The 24,430-nt window shown below is 56.1% G+C and carries 22 protein-coding genes and 1 tRNA gene; 10 read left to right on the forward strand and 13 right to left on the reverse strand.

Going from position 1 to position 24,430, the window contains the following annotated elements:
* Nucleotides 1-12 precede the first annotated feature (12 nt).
* From AC1XYH_RS00745 to AC1XYH_RS00770, 6 genes are all read left to right on the forward strand, one after another.
* The gene (locus AC1XYH_RS00745) at nt 13-1,233 is read left to right on the forward strand and encodes a cytochrome c (protein WP_483324772.1); all 1,221 of its coding nucleotides are present in this window, start codon (nt 13-15) and stop codon (nt 1,231-1,233) included.
* Between the two features lie 36 nt (nt 1,234-1,269).
* Nucleotides 1,270-2,457 (forward strand): XdhC family protein, encoded by a 1,188-nt coding sequence (locus AC1XYH_RS00750; protein WP_483324773.1) that lies wholly within the window; start codon nt 1,270-1,272, stop codon nt 2,455-2,457.
* Nucleotides 2,458-2,751, forward strand: a complete 294-nt coding sequence (locus tag AC1XYH_RS00755) for a putative quinol monooxygenase (protein ID WP_483324774.1) — start codon at nt 2,458-2,460, stop codon at nt 2,749-2,751. It begins immediately after the preceding gene.
* 6 nt (nt 2,752-2,757) lie between these two features.
* Nucleotides 2,758-3,336, forward strand: coding sequence for a nucleotidyltransferase family protein (locus AC1XYH_RS00760; RefSeq protein WP_483324775.1), 579 nt, complete (start codon nt 2,758-2,760; stop codon nt 3,334-3,336).
* Nucleotides 3,337-3,339: 3 nt separating this feature from the next.
* On the forward strand, nt 3,340-3,825 hold the full coding sequence (locus AC1XYH_RS00765; RefSeq protein ID WP_483326429.1) for a nucleoside 2-deoxyribosyltransferase: 486 nt from the start codon (nt 3,340-3,342) through the stop codon (nt 3,823-3,825).
* A 115-nt stretch (nt 3,826-3,940) separates the two neighbouring features.
* Nucleotides 3,941-4,825, forward strand: coding sequence for a phytanoyl-CoA dioxygenase family protein (locus tag AC1XYH_RS00770; protein WP_483324776.1), 885 nt, complete (start codon nt 3,941-3,943; stop codon nt 4,823-4,825).
* Nucleotides 4,826-4,938: 113 nt separating this feature from the next.
* Here AC1XYH_RS00770 and AC1XYH_RS00775 read toward each other — a convergent pair whose 3' ends face one another.
* On the reverse strand, nt 4,939-5,337 hold the full coding sequence (locus tag AC1XYH_RS00775; protein ID WP_483324777.1) for a DoxX family membrane protein: 399 nt from the start codon (nt 5,335-5,337) through the stop codon (nt 4,939-4,941).
* A 414-nt stretch (nt 5,338-5,751) separates the two neighbouring features.
* Here AC1XYH_RS00775 and AC1XYH_RS00780 point away from each other — a divergent pair, with 414 nt between their 5' ends.
* On the forward strand, nt 5,752-6,318 hold the full coding sequence (locus tag AC1XYH_RS00780) for an MOSC domain-containing protein (protein WP_483324778.1): 567 nt from the start codon (nt 5,752-5,754) through the stop codon (nt 6,316-6,318).
* A gap of 139 nt (nt 6,319-6,457) precedes the next feature.
* On the opposite strand, the gene AC1XYH_RS00785 is transcribed toward AC1XYH_RS00780, so the two are convergent.
* From AC1XYH_RS00785 to rpsU, 5 genes are all read right to left on the reverse strand, one after another.
* Nucleotides 6,458-6,534: transfer RNA gene (locus AC1XYH_RS00785), tRNA-Ile, on the reverse strand.
* Between the two features lie 22 nt (nt 6,535-6,556).
* Complete coding sequence (locus AC1XYH_RS00790) at nt 6,557-9,592, reverse strand: EAL domain-containing protein (protein ID WP_483324779.1); 3,036 nt, start codon at nt 9,590-9,592, stop codon at nt 6,557-6,559.
* Nucleotides 9,593-9,704: 112 nt separating this feature from the next.
* The gene (rpoD, locus tag AC1XYH_RS00795; RefSeq protein ID WP_483324780.1) at nt 9,705-11,561 is read right to left on the reverse strand and encodes an RNA polymerase sigma factor RpoD; all 1,857 of its coding nucleotides are present in this window, start codon (nt 11,559-11,561) and stop codon (nt 9,705-9,707) included.
* Nucleotides 11,562-11,648: 87 nt separating this feature from the next.
* Nucleotides 11,649-13,550, reverse strand: a complete 1,902-nt coding sequence (gene dnaG / locus AC1XYH_RS00800) for a DNA primase (RefSeq protein ID WP_483324781.1) — start codon at nt 13,548-13,550, stop codon at nt 11,649-11,651.
* A 234-nt stretch (nt 13,551-13,784) separates the two neighbouring features.
* Nucleotides 13,785-14,000: a 30S ribosomal protein S21 gene (rpsU, locus tag AC1XYH_RS00805; protein ID WP_092286121.1), complete on the reverse strand. Its 216-nt coding sequence runs from the start codon at nt 13,998-14,000 to the stop codon at nt 13,785-13,787.
* Between the two features lie 218 nt (nt 14,001-14,218).
* Between rpsU and tsaD the strand changes: the two genes are divergently transcribed.
* Nucleotides 14,219-15,256: a tRNA (adenosine(37)-N6)-threonylcarbamoyltransferase complex transferase subunit TsaD gene (gene tsaD / locus AC1XYH_RS00810; protein ID WP_483324782.1), complete on the forward strand. Its 1,038-nt coding sequence runs from the start codon at nt 14,219-14,221 to the stop codon at nt 15,254-15,256.
* A 4-nt stretch (nt 15,257-15,260) separates the two neighbouring features.
* Here tsaD and plsY read toward each other — a convergent pair whose 3' ends face one another.
* Complete coding sequence (gene plsY, locus AC1XYH_RS00815; protein ID WP_483324783.1) at nt 15,261-15,845, reverse strand: glycerol-3-phosphate 1-O-acyltransferase PlsY; 585 nt, start codon at nt 15,843-15,845, stop codon at nt 15,261-15,263.
* A gap of 50 nt (nt 15,846-15,895) precedes the next feature.
* Here plsY and folB point away from each other — a divergent pair, with 50 nt between their 5' ends.
* Together folB and folK are read left to right on the forward strand one after the other, a co-directional pair.
* Nucleotides 15,896-16,258, forward strand: a complete 363-nt coding sequence (gene folB, locus AC1XYH_RS00820) for a dihydroneopterin aldolase (RefSeq protein ID WP_483324784.1) — start codon at nt 15,896-15,898, stop codon at nt 16,256-16,258.
* Nucleotides 16,255-16,797, forward strand: coding sequence for a 2-amino-4-hydroxy-6-hydroxymethyldihydropteridine diphosphokinase (gene folK / locus AC1XYH_RS00825; RefSeq protein WP_483324785.1), 543 nt, complete (start codon nt 16,255-16,257; stop codon nt 16,795-16,797). The genes folB and folK overlap by 4 nt, the downstream gene beginning before the upstream one ends.
* Here folK and AC1XYH_RS00830 read toward each other — a convergent pair.
* The 6 genes from AC1XYH_RS00830 to AC1XYH_RS00855 form a co-directional block, all read right to left on the reverse strand.
* The gene (locus AC1XYH_RS00830) at nt 16,776-18,014 is read right to left on the reverse strand and encodes a multifunctional CCA addition/repair protein (protein WP_483326430.1); all 1,239 of its coding nucleotides are present in this window, start codon (nt 18,012-18,014) and stop codon (nt 16,776-16,778) included. The genes folK and AC1XYH_RS00830 overlap by 22 nt on opposite strands.
* A 69-nt stretch (nt 18,015-18,083) precedes the next feature.
* A complete protein-coding gene (locus AC1XYH_RS00835) occupies nt 18,084-19,637 on the reverse strand; it encodes a SpoVR family protein (protein ID WP_483324786.1) in 1,554 nt (517 codons plus the stop codon).
* Nucleotides 19,634-20,905, reverse strand: a complete 1,272-nt coding sequence (locus AC1XYH_RS00840; RefSeq protein WP_483324787.1) for a YeaH/YhbH family protein — start codon at nt 20,903-20,905, stop codon at nt 19,634-19,636. The genes AC1XYH_RS00835 and AC1XYH_RS00840 overlap by 4 nt, the downstream gene beginning before the upstream one ends.
* Before the next feature lie 137 nt (nt 20,906-21,042).
* Nucleotides 21,043-22,965, reverse strand: a complete 1,923-nt coding sequence (locus AC1XYH_RS00845; protein WP_483324788.1) for a PrkA family serine protein kinase — start codon at nt 22,963-22,965, stop codon at nt 21,043-21,045.
* A gap of 309 nt (nt 22,966-23,274) precedes the next feature.
* Nucleotides 23,275-23,595, reverse strand: coding sequence for a thiosulfate sulfurtransferase GlpE (gene glpE, locus AC1XYH_RS00850; RefSeq protein WP_483324789.1), 321 nt, complete (start codon nt 23,593-23,595; stop codon nt 23,275-23,277).
* A 20-nt stretch (nt 23,596-23,615) separates the two neighbouring features.
* Nucleotides 23,616-24,428: a symmetrical bis(5'-nucleosyl)-tetraphosphatase gene (locus AC1XYH_RS00855; RefSeq protein ID WP_483324790.1), complete on the reverse strand. Its 813-nt coding sequence runs from the start codon at nt 24,426-24,428 to the stop codon at nt 23,616-23,618.
* Nucleotides 24,429-24,430: the final 2 nt, after the last annotated feature.

Genomic DNA, 24,430 nt, shown 5'->3' on the forward strand with positions numbered 1-24,430 from the left:
GGAGACTGACCAATGCGTTTTAACCAATTTGCTATTTTGTGCCTGGGGCTATCCGGGCTGTCGAGCGCCGCTCTGGCTAATAATGCTGAGCTGATCGAGCGCGGAAAATATCTGGCGACTGCAGCGGACTGCGTAGCGTGTCACACCACGCCCGAGGGCAAGCCTTTCGCCGGCGGTGTTGAGTTCAAGCTGCCGTTTGGTTCGCTGTATTCGCCGAATATTACTCCGGATAAAGAAACCGGGATCGGCAGCTGGAGCGATGAAGACTTTGTCAGCGCGCTGCATTCCGGCGTCGGTAAGGACGGCAAGCACTACTATCCGGCTTTCCCTTATACCTCCTACACCTTAATGCCAGAGGACGAAGTACTGGCGATCAAAGCTTATTTATCGAGTCTGGACCCGATCAACCAAGCGCCGCCGGAAAACACACTGTCTTTTCCGTTCAACCAGCGTTGGGGAATGGTCTTCTGGAATATGCTGTTTCTTGATGATGAACGTTTCGAGCCTGAGCCCGAGCAGTCTGAACAGTGGAACCGCGGTGCTTATCTCGTGCAGGGGCCAGGCCACTGCGCAGAGTGTCATACCCCGCGTAACCTGTTCCAGGCGCTCGATAGCGGTGAGCCGCTGGCGGGTAACCTGATACAGGGCTGGCAGGCTTACAACATTAGCTCAGACGAGACCCATGGCATCGGTGCCTGGAGCGAGGCTGAGTTGGTCAATTACATGAGCAAGGGTTATGCCCCGGGTAAAGGGGTTGCAGGCGGCCCCATGGCTGAAGTGGTCAGCAAGAGTTTGCGCCATTTGGAAGAGACAGACCTGACTGCGATAGCGACCTACCTGCTAAGCACCGAGCCACAACAAGCGGGTATCGCACGACCCGAGACCAAACAGCTAAGCATGCCCACGGAAATGGGGTTGGGTAGCAACCTGTTTGCTGGTGCATGCGCTAGCTGCCATCGTTGGGATGGCAAGGGCAACCAGAGCCCAGTCGCCTCACTCATGGGGCTGAAAACAGTCAACGATCCGGCCGCGACCAACCTGCTTGGCATACTCCTGACCGGACATGCTGGCCAGGAGCAACCAGTAGATCAGCGCATGCCCCGCTTTGCCGAGGGCTACAGTGATCCTGAATTGGCCGCGGTAAGCAGCTTTGTGTTGCAACACTTTGGTCAGAGTGGCGGCAGCGTCAGCGCTGAAGATGTGGCGGCCAAGCGCGGCAATACAGGGCATTGAATATGCGGCTTCGCAACATTCTCGGGAGGGCACCTAGTGGCCGGGTTTGAGCAATTGCTTAGCGCTGTTGACGCTGCTTCTGGGCAGGGCGAAGAGGCGGTGTTGGCAACCGTAGTTAAGGTGGAAGGTTCTGCTTACCGCCGGCCCGGCGCACGTATGCTGATTAGTGCCTTGGGTCAGACCGAGGGCACTATTAGTGGTGGGTGCCTGGAAAGTGAGGTAGCGCGAACGGCTTGGTGGTTGACTGAAAACGGCCCCGCGCTGCGTAGCTACAGCACCGCCGAAGACGATGAGGATGGCGAGGTTGCGGTGAGCTTCGGCCTCGGCTGCAACGGTAAAGTGCATATCCTGTTCGAGCGCATTGATGCGCCCGCCGGGCGTATGTTAATGGAGGGTTTGCGCGCGCTGCAGGCCGACGGTCAGGGCAGGGCGGTTGCCACGCTGATCAGTCCGTCTGCTGGCCTTGGCCAACGACTGTTGCTGACCGCTGCCGGCAAGCTGCAAGGCGAGCTGCCGGCGTCATTAGTCTCGCCGGTACGCAGTGCGCTAAACGAGGCACTGACGCAGCGGCGTACTAGCTTGCATTATTTTCAGCAGCCTGAAGGCGAAGTGCAGGTACTCATCGAATATCTTGCGCCGGCACGTCGGCTGGTTATTTTTGGCGGTGGTCATGACGCCCAGCCTTTGGTGCGCATGGCCAAATTACTTGGCTGGTATGTGATTGTACTCGACAGCCGAGCCCACTTTGCGCGTGCTAGTCGTTTCCCGGAAGCGGACACGGTGCTACTTGGGCAGTTGGATAGCAGCTTCGATCCACTTCCCTTAATGCAGGATGCATCGGTCGCGATCATGACTCATAGCCTGCAACAGGACGCCTACTGGCTGGCGGCAGCGTTAAGCTCGAACGCCGCTTATATCGGCCAGCTTGGTCCGCGTGATCGTACCGAGCGTTTATTACGTGAAGTGTCAGCGCAGGGGGGCGCAACGCACGGCCTTAAGCGTTTGTACTACCCCATTGGTCTGGATCTGGGCGGTGATACTCCCGAGAGCGTTGCCATGGCTATGCTTGCGGAGATGACGGCCGTACTCAATGGTCGTGAGGGTGGCATGCTCAAACTCCGTAACGCATCGATTCATGACCTGCCATCCACCCGTGTACATCATCAGGATGCCACCGAACTCAGTGTGCAGCCTGTTCCTTTGTCATCTACCGAGATTGTTTAAATGTCCGATAACATTACCGTTGTAGCTGTACTGCGCGCCGTCGAAGGCGAAGCATCGAAGGTTAAAGAGGTTCTTCAGAGCGCGGTTGCTCCATCGCTTGCCGAAGCGGGCTGCCGTGGCTATGTGCTGCATCTTGATCGCAGTGACGACCACAAGTTTGTGTTTGTTGAACAATGGGCCGGCATGGAGGCGATTGAAGCGCACCGCCAGGCGCCGCATTACAAAGCAATGGGCCAGGCATTGGCCGGTCTGATTGCTGAGCGTGATGTCATGTTGCTGGATGCTCAGGACTAACTGACGTTGGCGAGCCTTTCGCAGCTAGTCGCGCTGGTGCTGGCTGCCGGCAGCTCCCGCCGTTTCGGTAGCGACAAGCGGCTGGCCAGATTATCGGATGGGCGAACCCTGCTGGCGGCTAGCTTCGAGAATGCTCACAATGTATTTTTCGATGTGCGGGTAGTGTTGCGCCTAGAGGATGAACCCTCGCATCTAGGGTTGCCGACGGATGGCAAGGTAGTGCGTAGTACTCGTAGCGGTGAGGGTATGGCGCATAGCTTGGCTGCTGGCGTGAGCGCTGTGCTTGATAGTAACGCTTTAGCAATAGCCGTATTGCTGGGCGACATGCCGCGGATCGACAGTGCAACCTTGCGCGCGTTGGCTCGCCTCAGTACGGCAGACAATATTGTGGTGCCTTCTCAGAACGGCAAGCGCGGTCATCCTGTCATCTTTGGCCGTAATTTCTGGCCAGAACTGCTGGTCTTGCAGGGCGACACCGGAGCTCGCGACTTGCTGCTCCGTCATCCTCACCATGTGATTGAGGTCGCTGTCCCGGATGCAGGTATTCACTTAGATATAGATCACCCAGACCGGCTGGAACAATAGGAGATCTCCTTGAAAACGGTTTATCTGGCCGGTTTTGATGTTTTTTGCGCCGACGCCATTGCGCGCGGGGAACAGCTAAAAGCACTTTGCGCCGCACATGGCTTGCTTGGCATTTACCCGCTGGATGCTCAGCCGCCACAGAATGTAGAGCATCTGGCGCAGTGGATTTGCCAACGTAACCTGCAAAGCATTAAGCAAGCCGACGCTGTGTTGGCAAACCTCGGCAACTTCAGAGGGGCCGAACCCGATTCCGGCACCGTATTCGAAGTGGGTTACGCGAGCGCGCTAGGCAAGCCAGTGTGGGCTTATTTTGCCGATCATCGGGCGATGACTGAGCAGTTGGTCATGGACGATCAGGGCAACTGTAACGAGGGCTATCAGGTAGAGGCTTTTGGTTTGCCCAAGAACCTGATGCTGTCGTGTAGCTGGGCTGGCGCGAGCGACTCGGCGGCAGCTGGAGTCGCAGCGTTAGCGGCGTATCTGCGCTAAGCATGTCAACTCGGATGCTTTAACGAATTACGCCTTATTCACAAGCGGTGGGTTGCATTGGTTACCGGCTTGGTCTGGAGCATAGTGCTGTGACAGCAGACATCAGGAGATGGTCATGAAGCAGCGGGTTCTGTCGAGTAGCAGCGAGTACCTGGTCAGCGGTCATGCAAAAACCTTTCTTTCCACGGCGGGGAGCCAGAAGGCTATCGATCCAGCCAAACTGGATCAACTGTCCCAGCAGCTGGCCCGCGACGGTTACGTCATACTGGAGTCTGTTGTACCAGTGGAGCAAATAGAGCGCATCGAAAACGAGTTGCGCGGTCTGCTTCCAGCCAATGGCGGTCGTAATGATTTCGAGGGTGTTAAGACCCAACGCTTGTACGGCGTGATAGCCAAAACCTTTGCATGTAATCCGCTGATTGAAGATCCGTTGGTTCTGGGGTTGTTAGATCGGGTACTGGCACCCAATTATTTATTATCCCAGCTCCAGGCAATCAATATCCTGCCAGGAGAGAGCGCACAGCCGTTGCATTATGACGATGCTTTTTACCCTATAGAACGCCCGCGACCACCCTTTGGCGCGGCGACCATCATCGCCATGACGGACTTCACCGCGAATAATGGTGCCACCGTCGTCATACCCGGAAGCCACACCTGGGGACAGCGCAGCCCTACAGAGCAAGAATGCGCCCAAGCTATTCCGGTGATTATGCCCAAGGGCTCCATGGTGTTGTTTCTCGGTACGCTATGGCATAGCGGCGGAGCCAATAGCAGTGATAGCCCGCGCTTAGCCGTTACTGCTCAATACTGCGCGCCTTGGGCTCGCCAACAAGAGAACTTTAGTCTGTCCGTTCCACTGGAACGTGCACGGCAATGCAGTGAGCATATTCAGCGCATGCTGGGCTACTCGATACACCCGCCTTTCATGGGAATGGTCGACGGAATGCATCCGCGTCGGCTGTTAGAGGTAAAAAGTGGCGCAGATTGTTCAGAGGTTTAACGTGCTTAAGCTTGCCTAAGTAAGCTTGTTCGCTAAACAGTGGCTGAGCCGGCGTTCAAGCCGGCTCGTCTCCTGCCGCTTTTAAGCGATAAAGCGCAGTGGTTTTAATATCACTACTTACTGACCACTAGCGTGTCTTCATCACGGAATGCAATCAGCAGAAGGCTGGCGGCAAAGATAATCAGCGACGGATAGAACAGAGCGTTGCTACCCTCGAAGAACCAGCTCCATGGGTCTACCACCGATTGAAATACCGCGAACAGTGAGGCTGCGTTCAGCAGTAGCTGTGCTGGATAGGTCCACTTTCGGGCAAAGCCAACGACGACTGCCAACCCCAATAGCACTTGCGCCACGCCTGCGGCTTGCAGTACCTGCTCGACGGCTAAGAAGCCAAAATAAAACTTGTTCGCAACAGCTAGGCCATGCTCAACGTTAATTACTTTGTCTGCGCCCCAGATCACCAGTAACCAGCCCAGCGACACGCGCAAAAACAATAGAGTCCAAGCTTTCATTCCATCTTTCCTGTTCGTCAGTCGACCATAAAGGCCGACCCGTTTGTTCACGCTTTATGGCAAAGCGCACGTGGATGGTCTCTACAAGCCGCTTGGTTGCCGCTTGTTACGACCTGTATATCGGGTCTTCCAGCTTCCCAAGATGAGCCCCCGCAGCTTTCTATCATCCCGGCTTCTTTACCGCTGGCTGAGGGGAGATTACCGGTCCTGACCGGCAAGTGCAGCCGGTAAGTTGAGACATAGCATTTCAGTAAGGGGCTGGTGCAGAATTCCTCCAAGTGGAAGCGAGTTTATCTGTGCAATAATTATCTCGCGGCATTCGCTGCCCTTTCTGGCCTTGGGAGCGAGCGGCCGACACGGTGTTTTCCGTGCCCGCTTAGGGCGGCTTTGGCCTTCTTGTAAGAGGCTTGCAGAATGTCCGACAGCAATTGTGCTGCCCACATCGTGGGTGTTCAACTTAACAACAAGCATGTTTTTAGCAAAACACCCCAAGAATTCATCAGGCTTATAGAGGATTTTGGTGTGGAAGGTGATGCCCATGCGGGAGCAACCGATCAGCATCGATTTCATATCAAACGCTTTGGGCTACAGCCAAACCTTCGTCAGGTGCATTTGATCCAGGCGGAGCTTTTCGACGCATTGCTGAAAATGGGGCATCAGCTATGCCCGGGCGAGCTGGGCGAAAACATCAGCACCCGTAACCTCGACTTGATGAAGCTTCCAGCCGGCACCCGGCTGCACCTGGGCGCTGATGCGGTGATCGAGCTTACAGGCTTACGTAACCCTTGCGTTCAGATTGAGCAGTTTCAACCAGGACTGCTGCGGCATTTGGTTGCGAAAACGCCGGCAGGGCTAATTCGAAAAGCAGGTGTAATGGGTGTCGTGCTATGTAGCGGGGAAGTGCGCTCAGGTGACCTTATCGCTGTTGAATTGCCACCAATGCCCCATAGCGCCTTGATATACCGAGTGCCAGCGAAGTAGGTCTTCGAGGGTGGGTAAGGTGTCTGAATGCAATCAATGGGAGTAGAGGTAATTCAACGTACCTAAGCTGCCCAGTGATGATTTGCATCGGAAAGTCGTTGGCTTGATTGTCAAAAAGGGGAGTGTGTGCTGATAAAAATGGTGGGCCCAGTAGGACTTGAACCTACGACCAAGCGATTATGAGTCGCCTGCTCTGACCAACTGAGCTATAGGCCCACGTTTTTATAACAGGGCGGAATTATACGGGCTGAGAAGGCCTCTGACTAGGCGCGCGTTGCAGGAAGCGCGAGGAAAATGCATCAGCTGGTAAAGGAGGGCTGATGTGGTAGCCCTGTACCGTATCGCAACCCTGCTCAGCCAGCATCGTCTGTTGCGCGCTGTTTTCTACTCCTTCAGCCACGACGCTCATACCCAGATTATGGGCCAGCACAATTATGGTCTTGCTGATGGCTGCATCGTGATGGTTGTTGGGTAGACCGGATACGAAGCTGCGGTCGATTTTCAGGGTGTCGAGCGGCATTTCTTTGAGGTAGGCAAGCGATGAGTAACCGGTGCCGAAATCGTCTATCGAAAGATGGATGCCCATGTCATGAAAAACGTCCAGCAGCTTGATAGCTTCGCGGTTCTGGTTCATCACGAAATCCTCGGTGATCTCTAACTCAAGCAGCGAGGAGGGGATGTTGTGTACTTCCAGTGCATGGCGAATATCGTCTACCAACTTGTTGCCGACTAACTGCGCGCCGGATACGTTGATTGCCATGCGTGGTGGGCTCAGCCCCTGTTGACGCCATTCGGCGAGCTGAATGCAGGCCAGCTCAAGGATGTGTTTGCCAAGTTCAACGATTAATCCAGTCTCTTCGGCTAGTGGAATGAACTGGTCTGGTTCTACCATACCGCGCTGCGGGTGATTCCATCGTACCAGTGCTTCCATGCCATTGAGTTTTCGTTCGGCCAGGTCGAGCTTGGGTTGGTAGTAAAGAATAAACTCGCTGCGTTCCAGGCCGCGCCGCATGTCGGTCTCCATTTCCATACGCTGATGGGCGTCGATGGTCAGTTCGCGCGTGTAAAACGCGTAGCGGTTGCGACCTTGTTTTTTGGCGCGATACATCGCGGCGTCAGCGTGCTTGATCAAGCTATTAACGTCACTCGCATCAGTAGGAAACAGACTGATGCCGATGCTGGCGCTAACAAAAAATTCGTGGCCGGCCGCCAGAAACGGCTGGTGGAATACGGCCAGTAGTTTGTCCGCAACACTCGCAGCGTCTTCGTCAGTGTGCAGATTGGGCAGCAAGACAATGAATTCGTCGCCGCCGTGACGAGCTACCGTGTCTATATCACGCAATACGGCGCACAGCCTTTGGCTTGCCGACTTCAACAGCATGTCACCGACGGGATGGCCGAGGCTATCGTTGATCTGTTTAAAGCGGTCTAGGTCGATGAACAGCAGGGCACCCACGCCGGTGCTTTGGTTGCTCTGCTGGGCGTGGAGCGCCTCGCGCAGGCGAGCTTCAAACAACGTGCGATTGGGCAGGTCGGTCAGTGGATCGTGATGCGCCTGATGGTCCAGCCGCGCCTGGGTATGTTTGAGTGGGGTGATGTCGCTGAATACGGCGACTAAGTGGTTAAGGCTTCCGTCAACATTGAGCACCTGACTGATGTTGATCCAGGCAGCATAGAGTTCGCCGTTCTTGCGTCGATTCCAGGCTTCTCCTTGCCATTGACCTTCGTCGCGAAGCGCGTGGGCAACTTCGCGGATCAGGTGGGAGTCCTCGGTGTATTCGCCAAGCTTGCTCATAGGCTGCCCCAGCAGTTGATCTTCCGGGTGACCAGTGATGCGCGCAAAGGCTTTGTTGACGGCGAGAATCGTGCCTTCGCCATCAGTAATGATGACCCCTTCGTTGGTGTTCTCGAACACGGTGGCGGCCTGACGCAGCGAGCTTTCCATCTTAAGGCGGTCCGTCACATCTCGGGCGATGCTTAGCATGCAGTCTTCGCCGTTGACGACTACCGCCTCGGTGCTGATTTCTACATCGCGAAGATTGCCGTAAATATCAGTTACCTTGGACAGCATGTCACGCACAGTACCTTGCGAACGGAGCAGTTCGACCATGCGCTCGCGGTCTTTGATATCGTTCCACAGACCCAGTTCGAACGTCGATTTCCCGAGTGCGTGGGCACGGCTATATCCGGTTATGCGGGTAAAGCCTTCGTTGACGTCGAGCAGCTTGCCATCGCTTCGTCGGGTAATTAGCAGGCCGTCTGGAGAGGCATGGAAGGCGCTTGAGAACTTCTGTTCAGAGAGTTCAAGCTGCTGCTGAGTTACCTTGAGAGCAGATATGTCGCGGATTACTACGACCAGGATATCCTGTTGATTTAGCTGCACGCTGCGGGATGACATCAGGCCGGTAAACTCACTATCGTCCCGTCGCTTGAAGCGAACCTCCAGGTTGCTCTGAGTCTGTGTTTTCAGGCGTTCCAGCAGACCGGGCCCGACGCCTTGTTCTGCCCAAGTGCCTAGTTGTGTGGACGTTTTCCCTATAGCCTCGGCCGCGCAGAATCCAAACTGCTGCTCAAAAGTTTGGTTGATAGACAGGAGCTTGCCGCTTGCCGCGTCGGCTAGCGCAATGCTGTCCGGAAAGTTGTGAAATACCGATGCGAATTTTTGTTCCGAAGTGCGCAGCGCCAATTCGCCTGCCTTTTGCTCTTGAATATCCACCAGCAAGCCATTGAGCGCAATGGCCTCATACTCTTCACTGCTGACGCTATTGATGATGGCGCGAACCCAGCAAGCCTGGCCGTTACGGCGTAGCAGGCGAAAGTCAAAGCTTTGGCCGTCACTGTTATTGGCTTGTTGTTGCAGGAGTTGGGTTACCCGAACGCGATCTTCAGGGTGCAGCTGAGTGTGGAAAAAGTCGGGTTGAAGCCATTCTTCTGCGGCAATGCCCAATAGATCCTTGGCGTGTGGAGACACATAGATAAAACGCATCGAGGGCAGGGACATTTCCCACGTCACTACGTGCAGGTTCTCTACCAGGGTGCGGTAACGGTGTTCCTGCTGGTTGAGTAGGGAGAGCGCTTGTTGTCTTTGAGAGTTAGCCCGGCGGCGCAACTGATTAAGTCCGTGGGCAGCCAGCAGCAAGACGCAGGAAAGCAGCAGCACGCCCACCTGAGTGAATTGCATATTGGCAATCGGGGTGCTGCCGTCGACATCGCGGCAGCCACTGCCGAGCAATGCCAAGGTACTGAATAAGCTTGCTCTTGCAGCTGCCTTCATTCAGTTGAAACCTGTATCCATGGCGAAACGATATTATTTTGACAGTGTAGCGCTTTGGACAAAAAAATGCCCAGCATAGCTGGGCATTGGTACCGATTTGCGGTGCGGCGGCTTACTCGTCGAGGAAGCTGCGCAGGTGATCACTACGGGTTGGGTGACGTAGCTTACGCAATGCTTTGGCTTCGATCTGACGAATCCGTTCACGGGTGACATCGAACTGTTTGCCGACTTCCTCCAGTGTGTGATCGGTATTCATGTCGATGCCAAAGCGCATACGTAGCACCTTGGCTTCGCGCGCGGTCAGGCCGGACAATACGTCGCGGGTCGCTTCCTTCAGATTCTCCACGGTGGCAGAATCGATTGGCGATTCCATGGTGCCGTCTTCAATAAAGTCGCCCAAATGGGAGTCTTCATCGTCGCCAATGGGAGTTTCCATCGAAATGGGCTCCTTGGCGATTTTGAGCACCTTACGGATCTTGTCTTCAGGCATTTCCATGCGCTCGCCTAGCTCTTCAGGTGTGGGCTCGCGGCCCATCTCCTGCAGCATTTGACGCGAAATGCGGTTCAGCTTGTTGATTGTTTCGATCATGTGCACCGGAATACGAATGGTGCGAGCCTGATCGGCAATCGAACGAGTGATCGCCTGACGAATCCACCAGGTAGCGTAGGTCGAGAACTTGTAACCACGACGGTATTCGAACTTGTCCACTGCCTTCATCAAGCCGATGTTGCCTTCCTGAATCAGATCGAGGAACTGCAAGCCACGGTTGGTGTACTTCTTGGCGATAGAGATAACCAAACGCAGGTTAGCTTCGACCATCTCTTTCTTGGCGCGGCGGGCGCGGGCTTCACCGATCGACATGCGACGGTTGATGTCCTTAACCTCAGAAACCGTCAGCTGGGCTTCCAGCTCCATAGCAGCTAGTTTCTTTTGTGCGCGCAGGATGTCAGGTTTAACCGCTTCTAACGCTTCGGCATAACGCGGCTTACCTGCCAGTAGGCTATCAACCCAGCCTTGATCGACTTCGTTGCCGGGGAAGCTGCGCAGGAAGTCAGTACGCGGCATACGGGCGTCGCGAACACAGAGCTGCATGATGGCGCGCTCTAGTTTGCGAATCTGATCCTGTGCGCCACGAACGCGAACCACCAGAGCTTCGTATTGCTTAGGTATCAGCTTGATCGGCATAAACAGCAATGCGAGTGCATCCAGCTCGGCAATCACTTTACTGCTGCTGCGCGGGTTCTTCTTCAGTACCTTCTTGACCTTCTCCAGCTGATCGCCAATCGCGGTGAAGCGCATGCGCGCCACTTCCGGATCGGGGCCAGTATCGACTTCGTCTTCGCTGTCGTCGTCATTACTGTCATCATCTTCGCTGTCGTCGTCGGACTTCTTCTTGTCGTCCTTGGAGGCGGCGCTAGGGATGGCTGCGTTATCGGTACCGGACAAACCATCGTCGTCAGGATCAATGTAGCCGCTGAAAATTTCGGACAATCGTCCGCCATCTTCGGTAACACGCGCGTAATCGGCGAGAATGCCGTCAACGGTGCCGGGGAACATCGAGATGGCCGCCATCACTTCGCGGATGCCTTCTTCGATGCGCTTGGCGATTTCAATCTCGCCTTCGCGGGTTAGCAGCTCGACCGTACCCATTTCGCGCATGTACATGCGGACTGGGTCGGTGGTGCGGCCAATATCGGTTTCAACCGCAGCCAGTGCAGCTGCAGCCTCTTCGGCGGCGGATTCATCAGCATCGTTATCGGCCAGCAACAGAGCGTCAGCGTCCGGTGCGGTTTCGAACACGTTGATGCCCATGTCGTTGATCATGCGGATGATGTCTTCCACCTGCTCCGGATCAGAGATATCCTCGGGCAGGTGGTCATTGACTTCCGCATAGGTCAAATAGCCTTGCTCCCGACCGCGGGCAATGAGCTCTTTGAGACGGGATTGCTGTTGCGCTTTTCCGGACATAACAACCCTTGTGGATGCATTGGTGTGCAAAAAAGTAAGCTGCGGATTATACCCTGAATTCCGGGGTCCGTGCCAGTTGAGACCGCGTTACCTGTCGGTTTTTGGCGCTCGTTGTCGCCGGTATAAGTCACGCAGTTGCTGCTTCTCTTCGATGCTCAGCGGCTCATTGGCCGATTTAGCGAGAAGTTTATCGATGTGCCGTTCGGTTTGTTCGGCGGATAATCTATTTATAGTGTCGAAAAACTGTTGTTCAAGGTTGTCGCTGGGATTATTCAGCAACCACTCTTGTTCGGCCAAGCGACTCAATTGCTCGCCAAGCGCCGTACCATGCCACCTGGCGAGCAATTCTATGGTGCTCAAGCCCTGATTTTTTTGTGCTGCATCCAGTAGTGCGACTAATAGTCGCGCCTCGTCTTCGTCTTCGTCAGCCAGTTCGTTGGCTTGCTGGGCCAGTCCCGCCAGGTGGGGGTGGTGTAGCAAGGTGCGAGTGGCCTGCAGTAGTGGGCTGTCTACGCCTTTTTTTTCCTTGCGGCCAGGCTTGCGAGGCGCTGGTGCGGGGGCGCTAGGCTCGTAGGAAGGCTGGTAGTCGTCCATCGCTGGTTGCCAGTCATCGTCCCAATGGGGTGGCGCGTCATGTTGTTCTTGCGGCGGCGTTGTTTCGGCGGCCGGGCTGGGAGCAGGGTTTCTTTCTTCGCTTGTGACCTTGTCCAGATCCATGCCAGTAATCTGCGCCAACGATTGACGTAGTAGGCGCCGCAACAGGCTGCCCGGCACCTTGTTGATCAGTGGCAGGGCGAGGGCGGCCAAGTGTGCTTTGCCTTCAAGGCTGCTTGGGTTGGCCTCTTTGCTCAGGTAGCTGAGCAGATATTCAGTGAGTGGCTGCGCCTGTTCGTTGATGCGCTGCTGAAATGCTAACTGGCCTTCTTCGCGTACCATGCTGTCAGGGTCTTGCCCATCGGGTAGAAACAGAAAGCGCACATGGCGCCCGTCTTCCAGTACGGGTAGGGCGGAATTCAGTGCGCGCCAGGCCGCCTGCTTGCCGGCTTTGTCGCCATCGAAACAGAATGTCACGCTGTGAACCAAGCGGAATAGACGTTTCAAATGATCCTCGCTGGTTGCTGTGCCGAGCGTGGCGACGGCATTGGTGACGCCGTGCTGGGCGAGGGCGATGACATCCATATAACCCTCAACTACCAGGATGTCGTCGAGCTGCCGGTTCTGTTGTTTGGCCTCATAGAGGCCATAGAGTTCCTGGCCCTTGTGAAAGACGGGCGTTTCTGGTGAGTTCAGGTACTTGGGTTTGTCGTCACCCAGAACACGCCCACCAAAACCAATAACACGCCCGCGGCTGTCTCTGATCGGAAACATGATGCGGTCGCGGAAGCGGTCGTAGCGCTTTCCGCTGTCCTCGTTTTCCACCACCAAGCCAGCTTCGATTAGCGCCTTCTCTTCGGAGCTATCACGACTCAGGTGGGCCATCACATTGTTCCAGCCAGGCGGCGCCAACCCTATATCGTAGGTTTTGGCGATATGTCCGGTGAGTCCGCGTTGTTTCAGGTAGCTGACGGCCCGCTGTTTTTTTGGATGCTGGCGCAATTGTTGGCGATAGTAGGCTGCAGCCTGTTCAAGCAGGGCATACAGCGGACTGTCTTTACGGGGCGTGCTCGATTGGCGGCGGTCGCTGCGCTCTTCGCGCTGGACTTCGACGCCCGCCTGCTTGGCCAGGTCCTCGACCGCCTCTGGGAAGTCGAGGCGTTCGAAGTCCATAACAAAGCTAAGGGCATTGCCGCCAGCGCCGCAACCAAAGCAGTAATAAAACTGTTTATCTGGGCTGACACTGAATGAGGGCGATTTCTCGTTATGAAATGGGCAGAGCGCCGAGTAATTTTTCCCGGTTTTCTTCAATTTCAAGCGTGCGCCAACCACCTCAACGATATCGGTTCGTCCGAGGAGGTCATCGATAAAGCCCTGAGGAATCAGCCCGGCCATGTATCTGCCTTGCACTAGCGAAAGGGAGTCGTAGCGCGGGCAGTAAAGCCGGACGCAAAATCGGTAGAGCGCACTATAGTATCTGAAGGACGCAGGGACGCAAAAATCCAGCCCATTCCTAAGTCGGAAGGCCGGAAAAGTGCGTACTTCAAATTTTCTTCAGCTCTGCTGTGCGCCAAAACTTAGACGCTCGTTGGGCCTGCGATCAGGCCCTACAGAGCTGAGTGTCGGAACTCAATACAGACGTTCGCGACGACGCTGTTCGCGTTGAATTTTCTTAGCGTGACGCTTTACAGCGGCAGCAGCCTTGCGCTTGCGCTCGGTAGTGGGCTTTTCATAAAACTCACGACGGCGCACTTCAGCCAGAACGCCTGCTTTTTCGCAGGAGCGTTTGAAACGACGCAGGGCCACGTCGAAGGGTTCGTTCTCTTTAACTTTGACGTTAGGCATTTCGTACCTTTCTCAAACGTTGTAGTCGTAGCCGGAGGCGATATTGCCTGCGGCGATTGCATTTCAAGGGACGCGGATGTTACCGCCTCTATTTGAAAAATGCAAAGCCTACGGCACCCAAAAGGCAAAAAACTGGCCTGTGGGCGCCGGGCTGATTATGATGCGCGACTTGAACAACTAATGCGAGCACGTTCGCAATTAACTACACAAGGCAAAGCATGCGCGTTCTAGGTATCGAAACCTCCTGTGATGAAACCGGCGTGGCGCTGTACGACAGCGAGCGGGGACTGCTGGCGGACGCGCTGTTCAGTCAGATTGATCTGCACCGGGTATACGGTGGTGTGGTGCCCGAGTTGGCGTCACGTGACCACGTAAAGCGATTAGTGCCCTTGATGCGCGAGGTGTTTGAGCAGGCAGGCCTGCAGCCGGGTGACGTTGATGGCGTAGTCTATACTGCAGGCCCTGGCTTGGTAGGCGCACTGCTGGTGGGTGGTGCCTGCGCTCGCGCGCTGGCGTTCGCCTGGGGCGTACCTGCGCTGGGTGTGCATCACATGGAAGGTCACTTGCTGGCACCTATGCTGGAAGAGAACCCGCCTGAGTTTCCGTTCGTCGCCTTGCTGGTGTCCGGTGGCCATACCCAATTGGTGCGCGTAGATGGCATTGGCGAGTACCAACTATTGGGGGAGTCGTTGGATGACGCCGCGGGCGAGGCATTTGATAAAACGGCCAAATTGATGGGGCTGCCTTATCCCGGCGGTCCAGAGATAGCTCGCCTGGCTGAACATGGCGAGGCCGGTGTTTTTGTGTTCCCACGGCCAATGACAGATCGGCCCGGGCTGGATTTTAGTTTCAGCGGCCTGAAAACCTCGGTGCTCAACGCTTGGCAGAAATGCACCCGCGAAGGTGAAATCAGTCAGCAGATGCAAGCTGATTTGGCACTGGGGTTTGAAACCGCTGTAGTAGAAACACTGACGATTAAGTGTAAGCGTGCGCTTAAGCAGACTGGACTCAATCGTCTGGTGATTGCTGGCGGTGTGAGCGCCAATCAACGTTTAAGGTCCAGTCTGGAAAAAATGACCGCCGGTCTGAAAGGCGAGGTGTATTACGCTCGCCCGGCGTTCTGTACGGACAATGGAGCCATGATTGCCTACGCTGGCTGTCAGCGCTTGATGGCCGGTCAGCATGATGTGGCCGGTATTGAAGCGCGTGCGCGCTGGCCGATGGATCAGTTGCCACCGCTTGTGGTCAAGGCTTGAGCGGTCAGGGCTCGAAGCGATTTTCCTGACCGTTTAACAAGCGGCCGATGTTCACCCTGTGGCGTAGTAGAATCAGGCTGACCATCAAGCTAATGGGCAGCAACAGTTCCGGCGTTTGCCAGGCTAGCCACGGCAACAAGGATAGGCTAGCGAGCAAAGAGGCAAGCGAGGCGATGCGTTGCCAGTAGAAGGTTAACGCCCAGATCAGCGCTGCCAGCAATGCGGCGGGCCAAGCCAGAATCAACATAACCCCGGCGGCAGTGGCAACGCCTTTTCCGCCCTGCAAACCGTGGTAAATCGGTAAGACGTGACCGCAGACCGCAGCGAGTCCGACCCAGCCTTGTTGGGACAGCGGTAACTCAGCCTGACGCGCTAGCCATACCGCCAGCAAGCCCTTGCTGAGGTCGCCAAGCAGGGTCGCCAGCGCCAGTGAACGGCTCCCCAGGCGTAGCATGTTGCTGGCGCCTGGGTTGTGTGAGCCGAGCTGGCGCGGGTCGGGCAAATGACGCAAACGGCTGATCAGCACGGCGAAGGATATCGAGCCGAGCAGGTAGGCGATGCAGGACCATAGCAACAGGTTAGCGGACATAATGCTGACCATAATGAAAACGACGATTGTAGTCGACACTGGAGCAATGCGTGGATCAGGTTTTTATCAAGGGGTTAACAACGGACGCTGTGATCGGGGTATACGATTGGGAGCGCACCATTCGTCAACCGCTGATCTTTGATCTGGATATGGCTTGGGATATTCGCCCAGCCGCCGCGAATGAAGACCTGTCTGCCACCCTGAACTACGCCGCGATCAGCGAGTACATCACGACTTTTGTAGAGGCCAGCGAGTTTTTGCTGGTTGAGACGCTCGCCGAACAGCTGGCCGCGCTGTTGCGCAAAGAATTTGATATCCCATGGTTGCGCCTGCGAGTCTCCAAACCCGCTGCGGTGAAGCAAGCGACGGGCGGCGTGGGCGTGCTAATTGAGCGCGGGGTGTTACCGTCGTGAACCGCGTTTATCTCGGCCTAGGCAGCAATGCCGCACGGGACTACCACCTGCAGCGCGGGCTGGATGCGCTGCAGCAGCTGGGCTGTAATTTGCAGTTATCACCGGTTTTTGAGAGTGATGCTGTGGGGATGCTCGGCAAGCGCTTTTACAACATGGCCGCTGCCTTTGATACCACGTTGTCGTTGGTCGACCTGAACGCTGCGCTTAAAGCGGTTGAGGCTGCCTGTGGGCGGCGTGAGGCTAAGGTGCCGGGCCGCATTACACTGGATATCGATATTCTGACCTACGGGGATTTGACCGGCATGCACGCCGGTTTGCTATTGCCGCGCCCCGAAGTGCTGCGCAACGCGTTTGTGCTGTGGCCGCTAGCGTTGTTGGCGCCCGAAGTGCGATTGCCTGGCAGTGAACAGAGTTACGCGCAACATTGGGCTGCATGGCAGGGTGCGCAGCAGCTCTGGCCGGTGGCTCTGACGTGGCAAGATCAAGATCTGACGCCAGATTCGCTATTGCAGGCCAGTCAACCCAGCGCGGCTTTGTAATCGGCGATAGCCTGCTGCCGGCTGAGCTCCAACGCTTTGCCCAGATCTGCTCCCTGTAGTCCTTTGTCCAGCAGTGGCTGAATACTGACGTTGCGTGCGGCATCGGCAGCGCCGCGCAGGTAATCAGCTTGCGGGTAATCACTTTGCTCGCGTCCGGTGCGACCTTGCGCATCGGCACGGCATACCGCCAAAAAGGTTTCAAAGCGCTCAGCACGGCGATAGATATCCAGCGCCTTGAATAGCTTGATCAGCGTCTGTGGCCGCAGCTCCAGGGCGCGGTGGCAATGCGTGTGGTATTCGCAGCACAGCAGCGCCAGTTCCTGGCAGTCTTTTGGTGCCTTGCAGCGTTGATTAACCGCTTTTACTGTTTTAAGCCCCTTCTGCTCATGGCCGTGATGTTTCGGCCACTCGGCTTCTGGCGTTAGTCCTTTGCCCAGGTCGTGCAGCAGGCAGGCCCAGCGGGCCGTGAGCGGGAACTGATCGCGTGCGGCGATCTGCAGCACTTGCAGGATATGCTCTCCGGTATCGATTTCCGGATGATGGGCTTCTGGCTGCGGAACGCCAAACAAGGCGTCGATTTCGGGCAAGAGTTCGACTAAGGCGCCGCACTCACGCAGAACGCGAATGAATACGTCAGGATTGGGTTCCATCAACGCGCGGCTGATCTCCTTCCAACTGCGCTCGGGGTTGAGCGCTTGAAGCTCGCCGGATTCCGACAGTTGCCGCATCAACGCCATGGTTTCCGGTGCAACCTGAAAACCCAGATGCGCGTAACGCGCGGCAAAGCGGGCTACCCGCAGCACGCGCAGTGGGTCTTCGGCGAACGCCGGGGAAACGTGGCGCAGCAGGCGTTTCTCCAGATCCTTCCGCCCGCCGTAAGGATCAATGATGCTGCCGTCCGGCGCTTGCGCCATGGCGTTCACGGTCAGGTCGCGGCGAATCAGGTCGTCTTCCAGAGTGACATCCGGGCTGGTGTGGAAGGTGAAGCCGCCGTAGCCCTTGCCGCTTTTGCGCTCGGTACGCGCAAGAGCGTATTCCTCCCCCGTTTGCGGCTTGATGAACACGGGGAAGTCTTGCCCGACCGGCTGAAAGCCCTGCGCGAGCATGGCCTCCGGGGTGCTGCCAACCACTACCCAGTCTCGCTCGGTGACCGGGCGGCCTAGCAGTTGATCGCGGACGGCACCGCCGACCAGATAGGTTATTGTGTTCTCTGTCATGCCCTGCGCTTCTTGCGGAATATCAGTGCGCAAGCTTCCCGCCTTGGCGCGGTGGCTTCAAGTGTTTATTCAAATCGGCGGAATATTCAGATCAAAACGCGGTAGCCGCTCCTCCTCGGGTTGCGGGCGCGGGGGGATGTGCGCCTCGGCAACTAGCCGATTGTTGTCGCGGCTCTCCAGGTGAATGTCGAAACCCCAAAGTCGATGCAGATGTTTGAGCATCTCATCGGTCGACTTGCCCAGCGGTTTGCCTTCGTGACGCTGATGCCTAAGGGTAATTGAGCGGTCCCCTCGGCGATCAACCGACCAGACCTGAATATTGGGTTCGCGGTTGCCGAGGTTGTATTGCGCGGCGAGCAGCTCGCGCACCGCGCGGTAACCGTTTTCGTTGTGGATAGCCGTCACTTCCAGGTGATCGTCAGTTTCATCGTCGACGATGGCGAATAATTTGAAATCGCGGATTACCTTTGGCGACAGATATTGCAGGATGAAGCTTTCGTCCTTGAAGGTGCGCATAGCGAACTTGATGGTTTCTAGCCAATCACTGCCGGCAATGTCGGGGAACCAGTGGCGATCCTCCTCAGTGGGTTTTTCGCAGATGCGGCGAATGTCCTGCATCATGGCGAAGCCCAAGGCGTAGGGATTGATGCCGCTGTACCAATTGCTGTCGAACGCTGGTTGGTGAATGACACTCGTATGCGACTGCAAAAACTCCATGATGAAGCCGTCGGTGACTTTGCCTTCGTCGTACAAATGGTTGAGCAGGGTGTAGTGCCAGAAGGTCGCCCAACCCTCGTTCATTACCTGGGTCTGACGCTGCGGATAAAAGTACTGGGCAATTTTACGGACGATACGCACGACTTCCCGCTGCCAAGGCTCCAGCAGCGGCGCGTTCTTTTCGATGAAGTACAGCAGGTTTTCCTGCGGTTCGGAGGGAAAGCGCAGGCTGGGCTCGTCGTCCTCTGGCGCGCCGTGGCCCAGAGGGATGGTCTTCCAGAGTTCATTTACCTGGCGCTGCAGGTGTTCTTCGCGTTCCTGTTGGCGCTGCCGCTCCTCGGCGGCAGAGATCGGGTAGGGGCGTTTGTAGCGATCAACGCCGTAATTCATCAACGCGTGGCAGGAATCCAGCAAGTCCTCCACGGCATCGATGCCGTAGCGCTCCTCACACTCGGTGATGTACTGCCGGGCGAAGACCAAGTAGTCGATGATAGCGCTGGCGTCGGTCCAGCTGCGGAATAGGTAGTTACCCTTGAAAAACGAGTTGTGGCCATAGCAGGCATGGGCGATGACCAGTGCCTGCATGGTCATGGTGTTCTCTTCCATGAGATAGGCAATGCAAGGGTCCGAGTTGATCACTATCTCATAAGCGAGCCCCATCTGACCGCGCTTGTAGCCTTTTTCGGTGGCCAGAAAATGTTTGCCGTAGGACCAGTGGTGATAGCCCAGCGGCATGCCAACCGAGGCGTAGGCGTCCATCATTTGTTCGGCGGTGATCACTTCGATCTGATTGGGGTAAGTGTCCAGCCCGTAAATGTCGTGGGCGATGCGGCCTATCTCCCGGTCGTATTCGCGGATTAACTCGAAGGTCCATTCCGAGCCGGTGGAAATGGGGTTTCGAGTCATGTTGCCATCCTCTTCTGAAACAACTGGCGAAAAACCGGGTAGATGTCGCCGGCGTCGGTGATCTGCTGCTGTGCAAAGCTGTCGCCAAAGTGCTCGGCCACCGCCTGGTATTCCTGCCAGAGCGTCTGATGTTCGCGCGGAGTGATTTCCACATAGCAGTAGTACTGCATGGCCGGCATGATCTTGTTGATTAGGAGATCGCGGCAGATGGGCGAGTCGTCATTCCAGTTGTCGCCATCCGAGGCTTGGGCGCAGTAGAGATTCCATTCGTTGACCGGGTAGCGATCCTCGATAATTTCCTGTATGAGACGCAGGGCGCTGGAGACAATGGTGCCGCCGGTCTCGCGTGAATAGAAGAACTCTTCCTCTTCAACTTCTTTGGCGCTGGTGTGGTGGCGGATAAACACCACCTCGATGCGCTCGTAATTCCGTCGCAAAAACAGGTAGAGCAAGATATAGAAGCGCTTGGCCAAATCCTTGGTGGCCTGAGTCATGGAGCCGGATACATCCATCAGACAGAACATCACAGCCTTGGATGAGGGGTTGGGTTGTTTGACTACCAGGTTGTAGCGCAGATCAAAGGTATCCAGAAAAGGAATACGTTCAACCCGTACGCGCAGCGCCGAAATTTCCTCTTGCAGTGCTTGGATGGCTATCAGGTCGTCTGGACTGGTTTGACGCAGTACTTCCAGTTCTGCGAGGGCGGCGCGCAGTCGTTTGCGGCTGCCGCCGCTGAGAGCGATGCGGCGTGCATGGGCGGCGCGCATTGAGCGCACGATATTGATGCGCGAGGGATTGCCTTGCTGGCTAATGCCGGCGCGCACCGGTTTAAAGGTGTCTGTGCCGGTCAGTTGGCGTTTGATCAGGTTGGGCAGGGCGAGGTCTTCAAACATGAAGTCGAGGAACTCGTCCTGGGTGATCTGAAACACAAACTCATCCATGCCTTCGCCGTTGTCACCAGCCTGATTGCCGCCGGTGCCACCCCCACCTCCCTGGGGGCGTGCGAAGCGGTCGCCCGGGGAAAACTCCTTATTGCCGGGATGCACTTGAGTCTGGCGCCCCCCCTGACCATGGTGAAACGTGGGTTCATCAATGTCGCGGCCGGGAATGCTGATGTTTTCGCCATGCTCAATGTCGGTAATCGAGCGGCGCCCGACGGCGTCCTCCACGGCCCTTTTGATGTGTGACTTGTAGCGCCGTAGAAACCGCTGGCGGTTTACGGTGCTCTTGTTTTTGCCGTTAAGACGTCGGTCAATTACATAACTCATGGCCCCTCCGGGGCCAGCCGCAAGCGATAAGCTGGCAGCTGGCCGTGCTCAGTCCAAACTTCTGCCTGCTCCAGCGGCGCCGCTCTACTGGCCCCTTGAAGCTGGCAGCCGGGCAAAGCGCAGTAACAGAATTGCCGTTACTGCGCTTTGCGAACGCGCAGATACCATTCCGATAAGAGCCGCACCTGCTTTTCGGTATAGCCGCGTTCGACCATGCGGGTGACGAAGTCGTTGTGTTTCTTCTGGTCCTCGTTGGAGGCCTTGGCGTTGAAGCTGATCACCGGCAACAGGTCTTCGGTGTTGGAGAACATCTTCTTCTCAATCACTACCCGCAATTTCTCGTATGACAGCCAGCTGGGATTTTTGCCGTTATTCTGCGCCCGTGCGCGCAGCACGAAGTTGACGATCTCGTTACGAAAATCCTTGGGGTTGCTGATCCCAGCCGGCTTCTCGATTTTCTCAAGCTCTTCGTTAAGCGAGACGCGATTGAGAATCTCGCCGGTTTCTGGGTCACGGTATTCCTGATCCTGAATCCAGAAGTCGGCGTAGAGTACGTAGCGATCAAAGATGTTCTGACCGTACTCGCTGTAGGACTCAAGGTAGGCCGTCTGGATTTCCTTGCCGATGAACTCGACGTAGCGGGGTGCCAGATATTCCTTGAGAAAACGCAGGTAACGCTCACCAATCTCGTTGGGGAACTGTTCCTGCTCGATCTGTTGCTCTAGTACATAAAGCAGATGTACCGGATTTGCGGCTATCTCGGTTGTGTCGAAGTTGAATACTTTGGAGAGGATTTTGAAGGCGAAGCGCGTGGACAGGCCGTTCATACCCTCATCTACACCGGCCGAATCACGGTACTCCTGAATCGATTTGGCTTTGGGGTCGGTATCCTTGAGGTTTTCACCATCGTAGATGCGCATCTTGGAATAGACGTTGGAGTTTTCCGGCTCCTTGAGGCGCGAGAGGGTGGTGAATTGCGCCAGCATTTTTAGCGTATCCGGTGCGCAATGGGCGTTAGCTAATGAGCTGTTGCTGAGTAGTTTTGCGTAAATCTGGATTTCATCGCTGACTCGCAGGCAATAGGGCACCTTGACGATGTAGATGCGGTCGATGAAAGCCTCGTTGTTTTTGTTGTTGCGGAAGCTGTGCCACTCAGATTCGTTGGAGTGCGCCAGTATCACTCCGCTGAACGGAATAGCGCCCATGCCCTCGGTGCTGTTGTAGTTACCCTCTTGGGTGGCGGTCAACAGCGGATGCAGTACCTTGATAGGGGCTTTGAACATCTCGACAAACTCCAGTAAGCCCTGGTTGGCGCGGCATAGGCCGCCAGAGTAGCTGTAGGCGTCCGGGTCGTTTTGCGGAAATTCTTCCAGCTTGCGAATGTCGACTTTGCCGACCAGGGATGAGATGTCTTGGTTGTTCTCGTCACCGGGCTCAGTCTTGGCCACAGCGATCTGTTGCAGTATTGAGGGGTAGAGTTTGACTACGCGGAACTGTGAGATATCACCATTGAACTCGTGCAGACGCTTAACCGCCCAAGGCGAGATGATGCTGTTGAGGTAGCGGCGCGAAATGCCGAAGTCTTCTTCCAGAATGTCGCCATCTTCCTCGGCATTGAAAAGCCCGAGCGGTGATTCAAATACCGGTGAGCCCTTGATGGCATAGAAGGGCACTTGCTGGATCAGCGACTTCAGTTTTTCTGCCAAGGAGGACTTGCCGCCGCCGACCGGGCCCAGCAGATAGAGAATCTGCTTACGTTCCTCCAGCCCCTGCGCGGCGTGCCGGAAGAAGGAAACGATGTGCTCGATGGCGTCTTCCATGCCGTGAAAATCGGCAAAGGCGGGGTAGCGCTTGATCACTTTGTTGGAAAAGATACGTGAGTAGCGCTGGTCGAGTGAGGTGTCGACCAGTTCGGGTTTGCCGATTGCCATCAACAAGCGTTCGGCGGCAGAGGCGTAGGTTGTGGGGTCGGTTTTGCAGAGCTCCAGGTATTCCTGAAGGCTGTAATCTTCTTGTCGGGTGGCTTCGAAGCGGTTCTGGAAATGACTGAATATGCTCATGACACGACCTCGCTGTTACCAGGGATGAGGTCTGAAACTTCCGGGCAACAGCCCGCCTGACGCGCTTTACCGGGCGACGGCATATCCTGATGCGTGATTCCCCCAAAACGCAAAGACGGGCATGGTCGGGGAGTCTGTCGGAGGCACCGGGCGACCAGAATGGCTGGCCGGACGACGGATCCGGCAGGCTCCCGTTGTTATCGGAAGCCAGCAGACCGACTTGCTCTTTATGAATCTCCTGAAATCAGGATAGATGCATATCGCGGCGCAGGGAAAGGAGAAAACCGAGTTTTTTTCGTAACCGACTGTTCAGTCGTGGCTGACCTGGTCCGGATACTGTTGGCGCCACAGTTCAAAGCCGCCGTCCAGGCTATACACTGCAGTAAAGCCCTGGCTAGCCAGATAGGCGGCAGCAGGCTGGCTGGAGTTGCCGTGATAACAGCAGACGACCAGAGGGGTCTGCTTGTCAGCGGCAGCGACAAATTGGCCTAGGTTGTCGTTGTCTAGCCGCACAGCGCCCGGTATGTGGCCCTGCGAATAGCTTTGCGGGTCGCGGATATCTGCCAGTGCTGCGCCGTCCTGCAGCAGGCTGCTAGCCATGCTCGGGTCAATACGTTGAAAATCGCTCATAGTGAAGGCTCCGCAATAGGTTAGCTAGAACAGTTGCAATGATGCAGTTCCTGGCTGTCGAGATTCATCAGTGTCATGCGTCCGCCCCAGACACAACCGGTGTCCAACGCGTGCACACCTTGCGTGCCGGTACGGCCTTCCAGTGCCGCCCAATGGCCAAAGACTACCTGGACTGCAGGATCTTTGCGCGGGTAGCGGAACCAGGGCGCATAGCCCTTGGGTGTGGTTTCCAGACCTTCTTTGGACTTCAGGTCCAAGGTGCCATCGGGCTTGCAGAAGCGCATGCGGGTCAGGTAGTTGGTGATGGCACGCAACCGCGGCATACCCTTGAGACTGTCCTTCCAGCGCGACGGCTCATTACCGTACATTTCATCAAGAAAGCCCGGTAGGCGTTTGTCGGATTGCAGGACGTTCTGAACCTCTGATGCCAGTTCCAGGGCCTGCTTGATGCTCCATATCGGCGGGATGCCCGCGTGGCTCATAACATAGCCGCGAGCTGCATCGTGGTGTGCGAGCGGGCGCTGGCGCAGGCTGTCAATCAGCTTTTTGCGATCATCCGCTTTCAGTAGGGTCTTCAACGTATCGGACTTGCGTAGCCGCTTACTGTCGTAGGCCGCTGCCAGCAGATGCAGGTCGTGGTTTCCAAGCACCGCGACGCAAGCGTTATCCAGACTGTTCAGATAGCGCAAGGTTTCGAGCGACTCGGGCCCGCGGTTAACCATGTCGCCCACAGACCAGAGCACGTCTCTGGACGGGTTGAAGTCGACTTCGGCCAGCAGGCATTTGAGTGGCTTGAGACAGCCTTGAATGTCGCCAACAGCGTAAATCGTCATAC

It is taken from the genome of Pseudomonas sp. GW-45, from assembly GCF_056896675.1.